General features: G+C 61.7%; 15 protein-coding genes and 1 other RNA gene. 5 read left to right on the top strand and 11 right to left on the bottom strand.

Annotation, left to right across the window (positions count from 1 at the left end):
* Positions 1-132: 132 nt before the first annotated feature.
* The 3 genes from ruvB to ruvC are packed head-to-tail and all read right to left on the bottom strand — an operon-like array spanning position 133 to position 2,327.
* On the bottom strand, positions 133-1,158 hold the full coding sequence (gene ruvB, locus B8991_RS10770; RefSeq protein WP_084352992.1) for a Holliday junction branch migration DNA helicase RuvB: 1,026 nt from the start codon (positions 1,156-1,158) through the stop codon (positions 133-135).
* Between the two features lie 9 nt (positions 1,159-1,167).
* Positions 1,168-1,842: a Holliday junction branch migration protein RuvA gene (gene ruvA, locus B8991_RS10765; RefSeq protein ID WP_084352991.1), complete on the bottom strand. Its 675-nt coding sequence runs from the start codon at positions 1,840-1,842 to the stop codon at positions 1,168-1,170.
* Positions 1,839-2,327, bottom strand: coding sequence for a crossover junction endodeoxyribonuclease RuvC (ruvC, locus tag B8991_RS10760; protein ID WP_179141467.1), 489 nt, complete (start codon positions 2,325-2,327; stop codon positions 1,839-1,841). Before ruvC ends, ruvA begins: the two co-directional genes overlap by 4 nt.
* Before the next feature lie 345 nt (positions 2,328-2,672).
* Here ruvC and B8991_RS10755 point away from each other — a divergent pair, with 345 nt between their 5' ends.
* Positions 2,673-2,882: a DUF1127 domain-containing protein gene (locus tag B8991_RS10755; RefSeq protein WP_084352989.1), complete on the top strand. Its 210-nt coding sequence runs from the start codon at positions 2,673-2,675 to the stop codon at positions 2,880-2,882.
* Between the two features lie 126 nt (positions 2,883-3,008).
* Here B8991_RS10755 and B8991_RS10750 read toward each other — a convergent pair whose 3' ends face one another.
* From B8991_RS10750 to hemE, 4 genes are all read right to left on the bottom strand, one after another.
* Complete coding sequence (locus tag B8991_RS10750) at positions 3,009-3,887, bottom strand: 50S ribosomal protein L11 methyltransferase (RefSeq protein WP_084352988.1); 879 nt, start codon at positions 3,885-3,887, stop codon at positions 3,009-3,011.
* A 70-nt stretch (positions 3,888-3,957) separates the two neighbouring features.
* Positions 3,958-4,719, bottom strand: a complete 762-nt coding sequence (locus tag B8991_RS10745) for an ABC transporter permease (RefSeq protein WP_084352987.1) — start codon at positions 4,717-4,719, stop codon at positions 3,958-3,960.
* On the bottom strand, positions 4,716-5,645 hold the full coding sequence (locus B8991_RS10740) for an ABC transporter ATP-binding protein (RefSeq protein WP_084352986.1): 930 nt from the start codon (positions 5,643-5,645) through the stop codon (positions 4,716-4,718). The genes B8991_RS10745 and B8991_RS10740 overlap by 4 nt, the downstream gene beginning before the upstream one ends.
* A gap of 188 nt (positions 5,646-5,833) precedes the next feature.
* Complete coding sequence (hemE, locus tag B8991_RS10735; protein WP_084352985.1) at positions 5,834-6,868, bottom strand: uroporphyrinogen decarboxylase; 1,035 nt, start codon at positions 6,866-6,868, stop codon at positions 5,834-5,836.
* Positions 6,869-6,968: 100 nt separating this feature from the next.
* On the opposite strand from hemE, the gene hemC reads away from it, so the two are divergent.
* Positions 6,969-7,928 carry a hydroxymethylbilane synthase gene (gene hemC, locus B8991_RS10730; protein ID WP_084353041.1) on the top strand — a complete coding sequence of 320 codons (960 nt, stop codon included), beginning with the start codon at positions 6,969-6,971 and terminating at the stop codon, positions 7,926-7,928.
* 55 nt (positions 7,929-7,983) lie between these two features.
* Here the strand turns inward: hemC and B8991_RS10725 are convergent, their stop codons facing one another.
* The 3 genes from B8991_RS10725 to nudC all read right to left on the bottom strand — a co-directional run bounded on the left by B8991_RS10725 (position 7,984) and on the right by nudC (position 10,460).
* Positions 7,984-8,781, bottom strand: a complete 798-nt coding sequence (locus B8991_RS10725; RefSeq protein WP_084352984.1) for a DUF4198 domain-containing protein — start codon at positions 8,779-8,781, stop codon at positions 7,984-7,986.
* A 178-nt stretch (positions 8,782-8,959) separates the two neighbouring features.
* A complete protein-coding gene (locus tag B8991_RS10720; protein ID WP_084353040.1) occupies positions 8,960-9,427 on the bottom strand; it encodes an SRPBCC family protein in 468 nt (155 codons plus the stop codon).
* 61 nt (positions 9,428-9,488) lie between these two features.
* Positions 9,489-10,460, bottom strand: a complete 972-nt coding sequence (gene nudC, locus B8991_RS10715) for an NAD(+) diphosphatase (protein ID WP_084352983.1) — start codon at positions 10,458-10,460, stop codon at positions 9,489-9,491.
* A 190-nt stretch (positions 10,461-10,650) separates the two neighbouring features.
* On the opposite strand from nudC, the gene B8991_RS10710 reads away from it, so the two are divergent.
* From B8991_RS10710 to ffs, 3 genes are all read left to right on the top strand, one after another.
* A complete protein-coding gene (locus tag B8991_RS10710; RefSeq protein WP_084352982.1) occupies positions 10,651-12,630 on the top strand; it encodes a bifunctional 2',3'-cyclic-nucleotide 2'-phosphodiesterase/3'-nucleotidase in 1,980 nt (659 codons plus the stop codon).
* 223 nt (positions 12,631-12,853) lie between these two features.
* Positions 12,854-13,510 (top strand): HAD family hydrolase, encoded by a 657-nt coding sequence (locus B8991_RS10705; RefSeq protein ID WP_179141466.1) that lies wholly within the window; start codon positions 12,854-12,856, stop codon positions 13,508-13,510.
* A 21-nt stretch (positions 13,511-13,531) separates the two neighbouring features.
* Positions 13,532-13,630, top strand: an RNA gene (gene ffs / locus B8991_RS10700) — signal recognition particle sRNA small type.
* Positions 13,631-13,735: 105 nt separating this feature from the next.
* Here the strand turns inward: ffs and ypfJ are convergent.
* The gene (gene ypfJ / locus B8991_RS10695; protein ID WP_084352980.1) at positions 13,736-14,566 is read right to left on the bottom strand and encodes a KPN_02809 family neutral zinc metallopeptidase; all 831 of its coding nucleotides are present in this window, start codon (positions 14,564-14,566) and stop codon (positions 13,736-13,738) included.
* Between the last annotated feature and the right edge of the window lie 85 nt (positions 14,567-14,651).

Raw genomic sequence — 14,651 nt, 5'->3', positions numbered from 1 at the left:
CGATGCGGTGTTGCACTAAATGCGCGCGTTGCGGATTTCTAGCCCCGGACGCGAAAAACCGCAAGGCCCCGGCTCGGGGGCCGGGGCGGGACCGGGCTTGTAGCCGCGCCTGGACCCGACAAACCGCAGGGATCAGTCGAACAAATCGACCTGCCCCAGTGCGCGCGGAACTGCCAGACCAAGATGCGTCCAGCCCTTTTGCGCCAGCATCCGGCCACGGGGCGTTCGCTGGATCAGCCCCTGTTGCAGCAGAAACGGCTCGATCACCTCTTCCAGCGCATCGCGGCTTTCGGACAGGGCGGCGCTGATCGTCTCGATCCCGACCGGGCCGCCGCCGTAGTTTTCCGCAATGAGCCTCAGATAGCGACGGTCCGCGCCATCAAGGCCCAGCTCGTCGACGCCAAGACGGGTCAGCGCATTGTCGGCAAGCTTGCGCGTCAGGTGTCCGCCCCCTTCGACCACGGCGAAATCCACCACGCGGCGCAACAAGCGGCCGGCGATCCGCGGCGTGCCACGGGCACGGCGGGCGATTTCCAACGCCCCATCGGATTCCGCCTGCACCCCAAGCTTTTCAGCGTTGCGGGTGACGATCATGTGCAATTCCTCGACCGTGTAGAATTCCAGCCGGGTCGGGATACCGAACCGGTCCCGCAAAGGCGTGGTCAGCAGGCCCAGCCGGGTGGTGGCCCCGACCAGCGTGAAGGGTTGAAGCTCTATTCGGACCGTGCGCGCGGCGGGGCCTTCGCCGATCACCAGATCAAGCTCGAAATCCTCAAGCGCCGGGTAAAGCACCTCTTCGACCACGGGGCTGAGGCGGTGAATCTCGTCGATGAACAGGACATCGCGCGCCTCAAGATTGGTCAGGATCGCGGCCAGATCGCCCGCCTTGGCAAGCACAGGGCCAGAGGTCATGCGGAACCCCACGCCCAATTCGCGCGCCATGATCTGCGCCAAGGTGGTCTTGCCAAGACCGGGGGGGCCGTGAAACAGCGTGTGATCCATGGCCTCGCCGCGTTGGCGCGCGGATTGGATAAAGATCCGCAGGTTGGCGCGCGCCTCGGCCTGTCCGACGAAGTCGCCCAGCATTTGCGGGCGCAAGGCGCGGTCGTGATCCTCTGGCAGTGCTTCGGGTCGCAATGTCGGGTCTGGTTCGGTCATGTCGGCCCCTTACCCCTTTGGCGCGAGCAGTTTCAGCGCCGCGCGGATCAGGCCGGATGTGTCTGCCTCCGGCGTCTCGGCAGCGGCGGTGGCCACGGCAGACGCCGCCTCGCCCGGCGCGTAGCCAAGGTTCGAGAGGGCCGAGAGCGCCTCTGCCTGTGCGGCGGCAGACGGTGCAGGCGCAGGTGCGGCGCGCGCAGCCGGTGCCGCAACGGGCGTTTCGATCACCTCGTCCAGCGTGGCAGGGCTGGCGGCCCCGCCTCGCCCCCCCATCGCCATGACCGCCGGTGCCTTGTCTTTCAGCTCGTTCACCACGCGCTGTGCGGTCTTGGGGCCGATGCCCTTGGCCGCTTTTACGGAATTCCAGTCGCCCATCGAGATCGCCCGGCTGACGCCATCCGGCCCCAACGCCCCGAGGATCGCCAGCGACGCCTTTGCGCCGACCCCCTGAACACTCATCAACAGGCGATGCCACTCTTTCTCGATCAGGGTCGGAAAGCCGAAGAGTTGCAGAATATCCTGACGCACCAACAGATCGGTATACAGCGCCACGGCCTCGCCCACGCCGGGCAGCGACATCAGCACCCGGTCCGAGCAATAGACGACATAGCCCACACCGCGCACGTCGATCAGAACATGGTCATCCCCGAGATAGTCGATACGTCCGGAAATCTTGCCGATCATGCGCGCACCCTCAGGCCGGGGGCGCGAGCGTGATGCGCGTGACAGATCGCGATCGCAAGCGCATCGGCCGCGTCCGCACCGGCAAAAGTCACACCGGGAAGCTGCATCTTCACCATATGCTGTACCTGAGACTTGTCGGCATGTCCGACCCCCACAACCGTCTTCTTGATGGTGTTCGGAAAATACTCGCCCACGTCGATACCGTATTGCGCGGGCACCAGCATCGCAATACCGCGCGCCTGCCCCAGCTTCAGCGTGCCCGCCCCGTCCTTGTTGACGAAGGTCTGCTCCACCGCCGCCTGGTCGGGTTGATACCGCATCAGCACATCGGTCAACTGGCTATGCAGCGCCAGCAGTCGCAGTGACAGGACTTTGCCTTCGGAAACACAATGCCCGTTCGCGACATGGCTGATTCGACTGCCATCGACGTCGATCACGCCCCATCCGAGGGTCCGCAACCCCGGATCGATCCCCAGAACACGCATCACTGCTCACCCGTTGTTGTTTTTTTGACCCACTAGCACGAAACGCGAACAAACGCCAAGCAGAATGAAAACGACTCGCTTTATGTCCAAAAGCGACTTCGACGCGACCAAAGCGACAGGGTGGTGCTGGTCGAGGCTCAAAAACGCCTCTTTTCAGCCAAGCGCGACGCGGATAAATGGCGTAATTTACTTATTTTTTTCGGTATGCGCCTAATCTCAAAGCATTGCGAAAACTGCATATGACCTATGCGCTTTCGGTCCTTGCCGAAATTCGCCCCCCCGCCTAACTCGGCATCAGAATGAAACCTTCGGGCAGGACGCCCGCCAACCGCTTGAGTATGTGACATGCCCGTAATCGACACCACCCGCACCCACTTTCACACCGTGCTTCTGGCCGACCGCGTTGGTCAGGTTCTTGCCAATGCCTATGCAGGCATCAAAGGCTGGAACGAAGAGCGTCAGACCCGCAAGGTTCTGTCCAGCCTTAGCGACACCGAGCTGGCCGATATCGGCCTGACACGCGGCGAGATCAACTCTGTCGCGCGAGGACGCTAAGCCAATTTCGGCTTTGCACGGCAGGCCAACGGCCGCACCATTAGGTGCGGCCGTTTTACTTTGTAATACTTGGGATTGAGACGCCGCAGTCCCGCGCAGTTCAGCGCCGCGCAAGCAGGATCTTCGTCATTCAGCGGTGTTCTTCGTCAGGCTAAGTGTCGACCAATCACCGATCTGTTCGTGATGCGACAAGGTCATGCCGTGGCCAGCATAGACCTCGATCACCTCTTGCGCCTGTTCGTTCAACAGCCCTGACAGGATAGCCCAGCCTCCGGGGCACAGATGTGCAGCCATATCCGGCGCAAGGTCAATCAACGGGGCCTTGAGGATGTTGGCAAAGACAAGATCGAAGGGCGCTTTGGCTGCAAGGTCGGGATGGTCGAACCCCATTGCCTCTAGGCAAGCCACGCGCCCTTCCAGTTCGTTTGCAGCGACATTCGCCTTCGCCACGTCCACTGCGACCTCGTCAATATCGGACGCCACCACGGGATCGGTCCAGATCCGCGCGGCCGCCATTGCCAGAACCGCCGTGCCGCAGCCGATATCGGCGACATTGCGCCCGACAAATCCATTGTTGGCAATTCGGTCCAGTGCGCGCAGGCAGCCCAGTGTCGTGCCGTGATGGCCGGTGCCAAAGGCCATTGCGGCCTCGATCAACAGCGGTTCGGACCCTTCGGGAACCTTGTCGGCATCGTGGCTGCCATAGACGAAAAAGCGGCCCGCCTCGACCGGGGCAAGATCGCGGCGCACCTTGGCGACCCAATCGACATCCGGCAATTCGCTGACCACGAATTCGCGCGCGCCATGTGCTGCGGTCAACAGGCTCAGCGCAACATCGTCCGGGGTTTCGGTGAAATAGCCACCCACTTCCCACAGGCCGGATCCATCCTCCATCTCGAACACGCCGATGCCGGTTGGCTCGGGGATCATGTTCTCCATCGCGGCGCCAAGCGCCTCGGCCGGGGCCTTGCCGGTCAGGGTGGTGAAAGCGGTGAATGTCGGCATTGCGGAGTCTCCGGGGCATGGTGGTGCGATCCGGGTAGGCGCGAAGGGGTCCGCCGTCAAGCCGCGCCCGTCAGCTTCGCAAACGCCACCCGGTGCGGAAGATGACCCACACCACCGCCATGCACAGCGCGCAGAACCCCGCAATGGCCAGCAGGCTCAGCCCGACCGGCACATCCGCCGTCCCGAAGAAAGCCCAACGGAATCCGGAAATCAGGTAGACGACCGGATTGAACAGCGTGATCGTCTGCCAGATCGGCGGCAGCATGGAGATCGAGTAGAAAGATCCGCCCAAAAACACCAAAGGCGTGACGATCAGCAGCGGAATCAGTTGCAACTGTTCGAAATTCTTCGCCCAGATCCCGATGATGAACCCGAAAAGCGCGAAACTGATGCAGGTCAGGATAAGAAAGCCCGCCATGGCCAGCGGATGCTGAATGCTCAGATCCACGAAGAAGGCCGATGTGCCAAGGATCACCAGCCCGATGAACAGCGCCTTGGTGGCCGCCGCCCCGGCATAGCCCAGCACGATTTCCAGAAAGTTGACCGGCGCGGAAAGCTGTTCATAGATCGTGCCGATGAATTTCGGAAAATAGATCCCGAAACTGGCGTTCGAGATGCCCTGCGTCATCACCGTCAGCATGATCAGCCCCGGCACGATGAAGGCACCATAGCTGACGCCCTCGACCTGATCGATACGGCTGCCGATAGCGGTGCCAAAAACCACGAAATACAGCGACGTGGAGATGACCGGCGAGATGAAACTTTGCAGAAATGTGCGAAAGAAGCGCGCCATTTCAAAATAATAGATCGAACGGACCGCTTGCAGGTTCATGCTGCATCCTCCTTCACCAAGCCAACAAAAATATCCTCCAGACTGGACTGATGGGTGCGGATGTCGCGCAACGTCAGGCCCGCCGCGGCGATCTCTGCCAGCAGGTTCGTGATGCCCGTGCGGTCGGCGGTAGTGTCATAGGTATAGACCAGCGCCCGCCCGTCCTCGATCAAACGCAGATCGTAGGCCGCAAGCGCCTCCGGTATCTCCGCCACGGGTTCTTGCAGATCGACGATCAACTCCTTGCGGCCCATCCGCGCCATAAGAGCGGCCTTTTCCTCGACCAGCAACAATTCGCCCTTGGCAATCACGCCCACCCGATCGGCGATGGCCTCTGCCTCTTCGATATAATGCGTGGTCAGGATGATCGTCACGCCGTCGGCCTTCAGCTGCGCAACAGTGTCCCACATATCGCGCCGAAGCTCGACATCGACGCCGGCGGTGGGCTCGTCCAGAAACAACACGCGCGGTTCGTGGGACAAGGCCTTGGCGATCAAAACGCGCCGCTTCATCCCGCCCGAAAGCTCATTCACCTTGGCGTTTCGCTTGTCCCACAGCGACAGTTGGCGCAGGATCCGTTCCAGCAGCGCGTCGTCGCGCTTGCATCCGAACAGCCCGCGCGAAAACCGCACCGCATCCATGACCTTCTGAAACGGCTCCAGATTGATTTCCTGAGGCACAAGCCCGATCAGTTGCCGCGCCGCGCGATAATCGGTGATCGTGTCATGCCCGCCCACGCTTATCGTGCCCGAGGTCGGGACCGCGATGCCGCAAACGGCGGAAATCAACGTGGTCTTGCCTGCCCCGTTGGGTCCAAGCAGCGCCAGAATCTCGCCTTCGCGGATCTCCAGCGAAACACCTTTCAACGCCTCGAACCCGCCATCGTAGATTTTACGAAGGTCCGAAATCTTTACCATAGCCGTCATATGCGTCTCCTGTATGCGACGCGAAAACTAAACCTGTCTGTTCAGAATGCAACCTGCGTCAGCGCAGGTCGGTCTGTGCGAAATCGCCCTCGACGCGAATCCGGGCTGCCTCCGGGCTGCCCCTCGGCAGGGCGCAGCAACATCGCCACGAATCCAGAAGCACATGCCAGCCTTGCCGTTCGTCCGGCCTAGCCGTTGCGCACGGTATCAATCATCAACTGCACGTTGTCGGGATCTGCGTCCGGCGTAATCCCGTGACCGAGGTTGAAAATATGTGGACCACCGCGAAGCGCATCCACCACTCGCCGCGTCTCGTCCACCAGATCCTGTCCGCCGGTGACCATGTGTTTCGACGCCAGGTTGCCCTGCACACATCCATCCACCTGCACATGGCTGGCGGCCCAGTCCGGGCTGACAGAGTTGTCGATGGCCACACAATCAGCACCCGTTGCTTTGGCAAACCCGACATAGCGGTCCCCGGCCTCTCGCGGAAAGGCGATGATCGGCGTATCGGGGTGTTTGGCCTTCAGCGCCGAGATGATGCGCTGTGCCGGTTTCAGGCAAAAATCGTCGAAATCCGCGCCTTTCAGCGACCCCGCCCAACTGTCGAAAAGTTTGACGACTTCTGCACCGGCCTCGATCTGGCAGGAAAGGTAGTCGATGGTCGCTTCTGTCAGCCTGTCCATCAGCGCCTCGAACAGCGCGCGGTTTTCGGCCTTGAGCGCATGGGCAGGCCCCTGATCCGGCGTGCCCTTCCCGGCGATCATATAGGTTGCCACGGTCCAGGGTGCCCCGGCAAAGCCGATCAGCGTGGTCTCGGGTGGCAATTCCCCCTTCAGGATGCGGATCGTCTCATAGATCGGCGACAGGGTTTCGTGGATCATCTCGCCCTGCCCCAGCCGGTCGAAATCCGCCTGCGCGGTCACGGTAGACAAACGCGGGCCTTCGCCGGTGACAAACCACAGATCCGCGCCCAGCGCCTGTGGGACCAGCAAAATATCGGCAAACAGGATCGCCCCGTCAAAGCCATAGCGCCGGATCGGCTGCATCGTCACCTCTGCGGCCAGTTCCGGATTGTAGCACAGCGACAGGAAGTCCCCGGCCTTTGCCCGTGTTGCGCGGTATTCGGGCAGGTAGCGGCCCGCCTGTCGCATCATCCAGATCGGCGGGACAGGCTGTGCCTCTCCGGCCAGTGCGCGCAGAATGGTCTTGCTCATCGCCATGTCGTCCTTCTCGTCAATCGACCCGTGGTCCCTTGCGGGCGGCGATATGTCAAGCCATCGCGACTTGCCGGGGCAGGATGACGCGACTAAAGCTGGGCGCATGACGTATATCTTGCCCTCCCCCGATACCCCGCTGAAGATCGGCACCCGTGCTTCGCCGCTGGCGCTGGCCCAGGCCCACGAGACCCGAGACAGACTGGCCGCCGCCTTTGCGCTCGACCCTGCGGCCTTTGAGATTGTTCCGATCAAGACCACCGGCGATGACCGTGCGCTGATCGCCGCTGACCGTCCGCTGAAGGAGATCGGCGGCAAGGGCCTGTTCACCAAGGAAATCGAAGAGCAGCTTCTGTCCGGCGGCATCGACATTGCCGTGCATTCGATGAAAGACATGCCGGTGCTGCAACCCGCCGGGCTGGTGCTGGACTGCTACCTGCCGCGCGAGGATGTGCGCGACGCGTTTGTCTCCAATGCCTTCACCGGCATCTTCGAACTGCCGCATGCCTCAACCGTGGGCACGTCGTCGCTGCGTCGCCGCGCGCAATTGCTGCACCGACGCCCGGATCTGACTGTCGTCGAGTTTCGCGGCAATGTGCAGACCCGGCTGCGCAAACTGTCCGACGGCGTCGCGGACGCCACGTTCCTTGCCATGGCCGGGTTGAACCGGCTGGCGATGGCGGACGTGCCCCGTACCGCAATTGCCCCCGAGGACATGCTGCCCGCCATTGCCCAGGGTGCCATCGGGATCGAACGCCGCGCCGATGATGCCCGCACAGCCCATATGCTGGCGGCGATCCACGATGCGCTGACCGGCAAGCAACTGGCGGCAGAGCGCGCCTTTCTGGCCACGCTTGACGGGTCTTGCGAAACCCCCATCGGCGGGCTGGCGGAACTGGACGGCGGCACCTTGCGGCTGCGCGGGGAAATCCTGCGCCCAGACGGCTCGGATGCCGTGTCCGACGATGCCAGCGCACCGGTCGAGGACGGGGCCGCGTTGGGCCATGAAATGGCGCGCAAGCTTCTGGCGCAGGGCGGACCGGGCTTCTTTGACTGGCGCGACTGAAGGCGTTCACGCCCTCTGGGCCAAATGATCTCGGTCCGGCGGCACGTGGCGCGGTTCAGTCGTCCGGCACACGGAACGTCAGCGATGCCCAAAGCGATTCCCAAACCGGGTCATCCTCCGCCTCTGGGTCCAACGGGCGCATGACCACGGAATCGACAAGATAGGTATGGCCGGGGCTGACCGGGAAGATCGCCAACCCCTCCTCGTCGGTGCGGTAAAGCGAAGATGTAACGGTGCCATCGGGTGCCTTGTCGAACAGTTCAACCTGCGTGTCCGTGCGCAGCGCCCCCTCATATAGCACCTTCACCGGAAACCCTCTGGACAGATCATCGGTATAGGGATTCGCCTGTGCCACAATCTCTGTCAACAATCCGACTTCGCGGTCTTGGCCGACACCCCGGCCCACCGCGATCAGGCTTTTTCCATACCGGCTGTAGCGCTCGCGAAATCCGGCTTCCGGCAGACCGCGTTCGCGGTGCCGATCCATCGCCCAGGCAAAATCCTTGTGAGTCGTGAAGGATTCGAATTTCGCCCACTCCTTATAGGTCAGCAGGTAATCGGTTGTTTCATGGATCACCACGGCCAGCCCCTCCTGCGGTGCGGGCATGGTCATCGCGGGCCTGTCCCCGGCACGACCGGGGACCTCTGCCAGGTCATCGCCCATCGCCAGGTCAAAACGACGAAACCGCATCGGCAGATAGGAGAATGCCGAGCCTTCGAAATTTTCGCCGACGCGGATATCTGCAACCAACGGGGCATCCACCGCGATCTGGTATTCCAAGGGCGAAATCCAGAATTCATGGGCAGAGGCCGCGACGGGAAAGAGTGCGGCAATCAAGGCAAGCGCACGCATCGGCAAACTCCTTACGGTTGGTCGGCAGTAGCGCCGAACTGTAGCGGCGCTGCACAGGGTTTCAATCCACAGATACGTGAGGGTGGCAGGCGCGGCCCTTGTCTCACGAGACAAAAGACAGAAATGATTCAGCGACGTGACCTGCAAGCGCTCGGATCAAAGGACCTGCGTCATCGCTTCACGCGTTACGTTTGGCGCGATCTTCAATATCCTTGGCGTAATCGGCAATCCGCACCCGGAACCGCTTGCCAATATTGCCCTTTGCCAACTTCATCGACTGCATCAACAGCCGCGCAGACAGCGTCCGGGGGCGCGGCACCACCTTCATCGTCAGCCGGGTGCGCGACCGGGAGAGTGCGACCAATTCTATCGACACGCCGACATCCAGTCCGCCTGACGTCCCTGCGAAGGTCAAGGACTCCGGTTGTTCGTATTGCGTCACTTCGATGGTTGCCGTGCGCGTCTTGCCGCGAAACGCGAAAGTCGTGGCCCAGGTCATGCCCGGACCGGGTTCGAACATTTGGTCCGTCCGCCGCACATCTATCCCTCGACGCAGGGCAGAGCGTTCGAGAACATCAAAATCCGTTACCGTCGCGAAAACCGCGTCCAAAGGCGCCTCGATGTCTTCGGTCGTCGTCAATTCCATCGTTTGATCGCCCTGCTCTGCCGTGGTTCTGTCCGGGATCTGACAGACCGCCAGTTTTGCGTCATTCGCCCCTGTCCGCAAGCCAGTTGCTCAGCAGGAACTGCGCGATTGCGCCCTTTCGGGCGGGCAGTATGTCGGTTCTTCTACCGGCGAAGACCTCCATCAATTCCTCGCGGGTGATCCACAAAGCGTCCTCCAATTCCACCGGGTCCAGGGTGATCTCATGCGTCAGCGCCTCTCCTGTACAACCCAGCATCAAAGAGGATGGAAACGCCCAGGGCTGGCTGGCGAGGTATCTGACATGCCCGATGCGAATGCCCGCCTCTTCATAGACCTCACGGCGCACGGCGGCCTCCATGGTTTCTCCCGGCTCGATAAAGCCTGCAAGCAGAGAATACATACCGTCCGGCCAATGTGGCGAGCGCCCCAGCAGAACAGAATTTCCTCGGGTGACAAGCATGATCACAACCGGATCCGTGCGCGGAAAATGATGCGTTTTGCAGACCGGGCAAATACGCTGCCAACCCGCCATGAAAATATCCGATTTGACACCGCAGGCGGCACAGAACCCGTGCGTGGCATGCCAGCCGAGGATTGCCTTGCCGGTCGCGGCCAGTTCAGCATCGCGTGCATCCACCCGGGTCATAACGGCGCGCAGCTCTGCAAAATGCTGCCCCTCGGTCAATGCCGGATGGGTCTGTTCGGATTGATCGAGAAATTCCTGAAGCGCCGCCTCGTCTAGCCCCTCCGGCACCCAGCCCCGCAGCTCATAGGCAAAATATCCGGTGCCTTCACTTTCGCGCCCCAGAAAGACAGGGTCGGCCAAACCCGTCAGGATCGGGTGTCTCATCGACAGCTTTGCCAAAGTAAGACCATCGTCAGACGCGGCCACCAGCGGCTTGCCGCGCCAGAACAGCACCGCGCGTGACGCGTCAGAATCGGTCAGCGCCTTCAATTTCGGCGCATCTCCGCGCATTTCTGCTGCCCGGTCGAGCGAAGATCCGCCGAAGGTCACGGTTTCAGAAAGTTGCATGCAAATGCTCCCATTTATGTCACACTTTCCATGTCATGCCCCTGATCCGGTGGCAAACACCTTGAGTTTGACCAAGCGGCTGCGCAACCAAGAGTTGACCCTCTTTTTAGCAACCTGCTCCAGTTGTCTTGTCATCGGATTGTAGTCTTCGCATGCTCTTGTCACGTCAATGCCTTAACGGAGCCGAACAATGCCCAAGACCGTATTCCCGACCCTTTCCCGACGTGCGTTCCTTGCCGGTACGGCAGCGGGGGCGTCGATGATCACTTTGCATCCTTTCTCTGCCCGCGCAGCCGAAGGTCAGGTCCATTTGCGGATCATGGAAACCACAGACCTGCATGTGCATGTCTTCCCGTATGACTATTATTCCGACCGCCCGGTGGACACCGTGGGCCTGTCGCGCACCGCGTCGATCATCGGCGACATCCGCGCCGAGGCGACCAACTCGATGCTGGTCGACAACGGCGACTTTCTTCAGGGCAACCCGATGGGCGACTATATCGCCTATGAACGCGGCATGAAGGAAGGTGACATGCATCCCGTCATCACCGCCATGAACACCGTGGGCTTTGACGCGGGCACGATCGGCAACCACGAATTCAACTACGGGTTGGATTTCCTGATGAAATCCGCCGCTGGGGCCGAATTCCCCATCGTGCTGGCCAATCTGGCCACCGAAAAGGGCGCGGCTCCGCGTGACGACACCACGCTGTTCAAACCCTATGTGATCCTTGACCGCACCGTGACCGATGGTGCGGGTGCCAGCCATGACATCAAGGTCGGCATCATCGGCTTTACCCCGCCGCAAGTGATGAACTGGGACAGCAAGCACCTGCAAGGCAATGTCGAGGCCCGCGATATCGTCGAAACCGCCCGCGCCTATATCCCCGAGATGAAAGAGGCGGGCGCCGACATCATCATCGCGCTTTCGCATTCCGGTATTGGCGCGGCCAAGGAAACGGACGGCATGGAAAATGCCAGCGTGCCGCTTGCCTCGGTTGACGCGGTGGACGCGGTGATGACCGGCCACAGCCACCTCGTCTTTCCATCGCCCACCTATGCCGATTATGCCGCTGTCGATGTGGACAAGGGCACGATCCACGGCAAGCCTGCCGCGATGGGCGGCTTCTGGGGCAGCCATCTGGGCGTGATCGACCTGATGCTGGAACGCGAGGCCGGCGAATGGCGCGTCGTGTCCACCGCGTCAGAGGCGCGCCCGATCAGCAAACGCAACGAGGATCGGTCCGTCACGGCGCTGGTCGAGGATGATCCGGCCGTGTTGGACAGCGTGCGCCAGCAGCACGAGGAAACGCTCGCCTATGTGCGCCGCGCCGTCGGCAAGACCTCTGCGCCGCTGCACAGCTATTTCGCGCTGGTGGCCGATGATCCGTCTGTCCAGATCGTCTCGATCGCGCAGAAATGGTATATCGAGCAGATGATGGAAGGCACTGAATACGAGGGCCTGCCAATCCTGTCCGCCGCCGCCCCCTTCAAGGCCGGTGGCCGGGGTGGTCCGGAATACTACACGGATGTGCCTGCCGGGGACGTGGCGATCAAGAACGTGGCCGACCTGTACCTTTATCCCAATACGGCGCGGGCGGTGAAGGTGAACGGTCAGCAACTCAAGGACTGGCTGGAACGCTCTGCCGGGATGTTCAATCAGGTAGAGGTGGGCAAGGCCGACCAGGTGCTGCTCAATACCGAATTTCCAAGCTACAACTTCGACGTGATCGACGGTGTGACCTATCAGATCGATCTGTCACAGCCGTCGAAATACGGCCCCAAGGGCGAGCCGCTGAACCCGGATGCCAACCGCATCGTGGATCTGGCCTATGACGGCCAGCCGGTGACTCCCGACATGGAGTTCATCATCGCCACCAACAACTACCGCGCCAGCGGCGGCGGCAGTTTTCCGGGCGCGATGGGCGATACCATCATCTTCGAGGCACCGGACACCAACCGCGACGTCATCGTGCGCTATATTGTCGAGCAGGGCACGATCAATCCCTCGGCCGATGCCAACTGGTCTTTCGCACCACTGGAAAACACCAGCGTGTTGTTCGAAACCGGCCCGAAGGCGCGTGACTACATGTCTGACGTCAAGGGCGTGACGATCGAGGATGCGGGCGACGGTGCCGACGGGTTCGCGCAATTCCGCATCATGCTCTGACACACAGACGCGGCAAGTTACCGCTAACGATAACGACGCGGGCGGCTCGACAGGGCCGCCCGTCTGGTGTTTATAGCGTCTCGCATCAGGTCTGGTTCATGCAGTCCTTCGGCACGGTGGCCCGTTCTGTGCGTGATACATGTCTGAGTAATTTCGATGTGATGCAATACGATTGATGCCCGCGAAACGCGCGCTGGAGACTAAAGGCGCTACAGGAGAAACCATGACCTTCGCTGCTGTAATCTTCGATCTTGATGGCACCCTGATCGACACGGAAACCCTGTCGATGAATTCGTCCCGGATCGCGTTTGAGGCGCATGGGCTGCCTGTGACGGACAGGCTGCTGCACAGCCTCATCGGCAAAGACAAGGTCGCGGGATCGTCGATCCTGCGGGCAGAGTTTGGCGATATCGACCTGCCGGCACTTTTCGAGACCTGGGTCGAGGTCGCGCGCGAGCATTTCGAGACGGAAATTCCCCTGAAGCCCGGCGTCGAAGAGCTGCTGACCTGGCTCGCAGAGCGTGACCTGCCCCGCGCGATCTGCACCTCGTCCAGTCAGGCAGAGACGGACCAGAAATTGCGCATCACCGGGCTTGGGCGTTGGATAAAAACCGTTGTGACCGTGGATTGCATCACCAACGCCAAACCACACCCCGAACCCTATCTGGAAGCCGCGCGCCGCCTGCGCGCCAGCCCGGAAACCTGCCTGGCCTTCGAGGATAGCGAAACCGGCGCGCAAGCGGCCTTTGCCGCCGGAATGCATGTGATTCAGGTGCCCGACATCATTCCGGCCTCGGGAAAATTCGCCCATATCGTCGCGGACAGCCTGCTGTTGGGCGCGCATCAGGCCGGGTTGTTACCGGCACCTTGCGAATCTTGATCCGACGTCCTAGATAGGGGGTGAGAGGTTGGCGCGGGCGAGCGCCTCGCCAACCCGGTCAGATCCGGAAGGAAGCAGCCGTAACGAGCCCCGCTTGGGTCGTTGTCCAGCCTCTCACCTTTCCCCGCATCATGCGAGATCCGCGAATGGTTGCCTTGGCGGCGACTGTTCAGCGCCCGTCAGGGTCCGCGCACCACGGGCGCGCCGACCCACTGTCCGATCGCTTTACAACTGTTCCGCGCTGAATGTATCGCAATCGGCCATCCGCCCGCTGTCATAGCCGCGCGCGAACCAGCCAGAACGCTGTTCGCTGGTGCCATGGGTAAAGGTATGCGGCTGAGGCACTTTGCCGGCACGTTTTTGCAGGTAATCGTCGCCGATCCTGCGCGCGGCGTTCAGTGCCTCTTCCAGATCGCCCGGCTCCAGCAGCCCATCGACAGAGCGCGCCCAGACGCCCGACAGGCAGTCGGCCTGCAACTCCAGGCGCACAGTCAGTGCGTTGGCCTGCGTCTCACTCGACTGCCGCCGGGCCTGATCGACTTGGCCGAGGATGCCCAACTCGTTCTGAACATGGTGGGCCACCTCATGCGCGATCACATAGGCGGCGGCGAAATCGCCGGACGCGCCCAGTTGTTGCGACAGGGTCGAGAAGAATTCGGTGTCCAGATAGGCCTTGCGATCCGCCGGGCAATAGAACGGCCCCGTGGCACCAGAGGCCGACCCGCAGGGCGATTGCGTCACCCCGGAATACAGGACCATGACAGGCGGCGTATAATCCTCGCCGACCTGCGCGGGGTAGACTTGGCTCCAGACCTGCTCTGTCGTGCCCAACACCTGTGCTGCAAAGCTGCCTGCGGCCTCTTCCTGCGCACTCAACTCACGAGGGGCGCTGGACTGCGTTCCGGCCCCTTGAAGCAGCGGCGTCACGTCGATACCGGCGAAATACCCCACTGCCAGAACCACCAAAAGGCCCACGCCGCCAATGCCCGCGCCTTTCGCGCCAGAGCGGCGGCGATCCTCTACATTACGGCTTGCCCGCACGCCTCTCAGTCGCATTCTGTCCCCTTTCAATCGCCGATCCAACCGCGCATATCATACACGCAGCGCCGCCATGTCGAAGCAGAAAAAGACCGCGTTGTTG

Origin of the sequence: Primorskyibacter flagellatus, from assembly GCF_900176485.1 — a bacterium.
GTDB lineage: Bacteria > Pseudomonadota > Alphaproteobacteria > Rhodobacterales > Rhodobacteraceae > Primorskyibacter > Primorskyibacter flagellatus.
The sequence above is the reverse complement of the archived record's forward strand: the minus strand, read 5'-3'. Positions and strand labels throughout refer to the sequence as shown.

Bases quoted from the DNA above. Each gene is read 5' to 3' on its own strand.
- ruvB (WP_084352992.1), bottom strand. From the start codon at position 1,158: ATGACCGAACCAGACCCGACATTGCGACCCGAAGCACTGCCAGAGGAT.
- ruvA (WP_084352991.1), bottom strand. From the start codon at position 1,842: ATGATCGGCAAGATTTCCGGACGTATCGACTATCTCGGGGATGACCAT.
- ruvC (WP_179141467.1), bottom strand. From the start codon at position 2,327: ATGCGTGTTCTGGGGATCGATCCGGGGTTGCGGACCCTCGGATGGGGC.
- B8991_RS10755 (WP_084352989.1), top strand. From the start codon at position 2,673: ATGCCCGTAATCGACACCACCCGCACCCACTTTCACACCGTGCTTCTG.
- B8991_RS10750 (WP_084352988.1), bottom strand. From the start codon at position 3,887: ATGCCGACATTCACCGCTTTCACCACCCTGACCGGCAAGGCCCCGGCC.
- B8991_RS10745 (WP_084352987.1), bottom strand. From the start codon at position 4,719: ATGAACCTGCAAGCGGTCCGTTCGATCTATTATTTTGAAATGGCGCGC.
- B8991_RS10740 (WP_084352986.1), bottom strand. From the start codon at position 5,645: ATGACGGCTATGGTAAAGATTTCGGACCTTCGTAAAATCTACGATGGC.
- hemE (WP_084352985.1), bottom strand. From the start codon at position 6,868: ATGGCGATGAGCAAGACCATTCTGCGCGCACTGGCCGGAGAGGCACAG.
- hemC (WP_084353041.1), top strand. From the start codon at position 6,969: ATGACGTATATCTTGCCCTCCCCCGATACCCCGCTGAAGATCGGCACC.
- B8991_RS10725 (WP_084352984.1), bottom strand. From the start codon at position 8,781: ATGCGTGCGCTTGCCTTGATTGCCGCACTCTTTCCCGTCGCGGCCTCT.
- B8991_RS10720 (WP_084353040.1), bottom strand. From the start codon at position 9,427: ATGGAATTGACGACGACCGAAGACATCGAGGCGCCTTTGGACGCGGTT.
- nudC (WP_084352983.1), bottom strand. From the start codon at position 10,460: ATGCAACTTTCTGAAACCGTGACCTTCGGCGGATCTTCGCTCGACCGG.
- B8991_RS10710 (WP_084352982.1), top strand. From the start codon at position 10,651: ATGCCCAAGACCGTATTCCCGACCCTTTCCCGACGTGCGTTCCTTGCC.
- B8991_RS10705 (WP_179141466.1), top strand. From the start codon at position 12,854: ATGACCTTCGCTGCTGTAATCTTCGATCTTGATGGCACCCTGATCGAC.
- ypfJ (WP_084352980.1), bottom strand. From the start codon at position 14,566: ATGCGACTGAGAGGCGTGCGGGCAAGCCGTAATGTAGAGGATCGCCGC.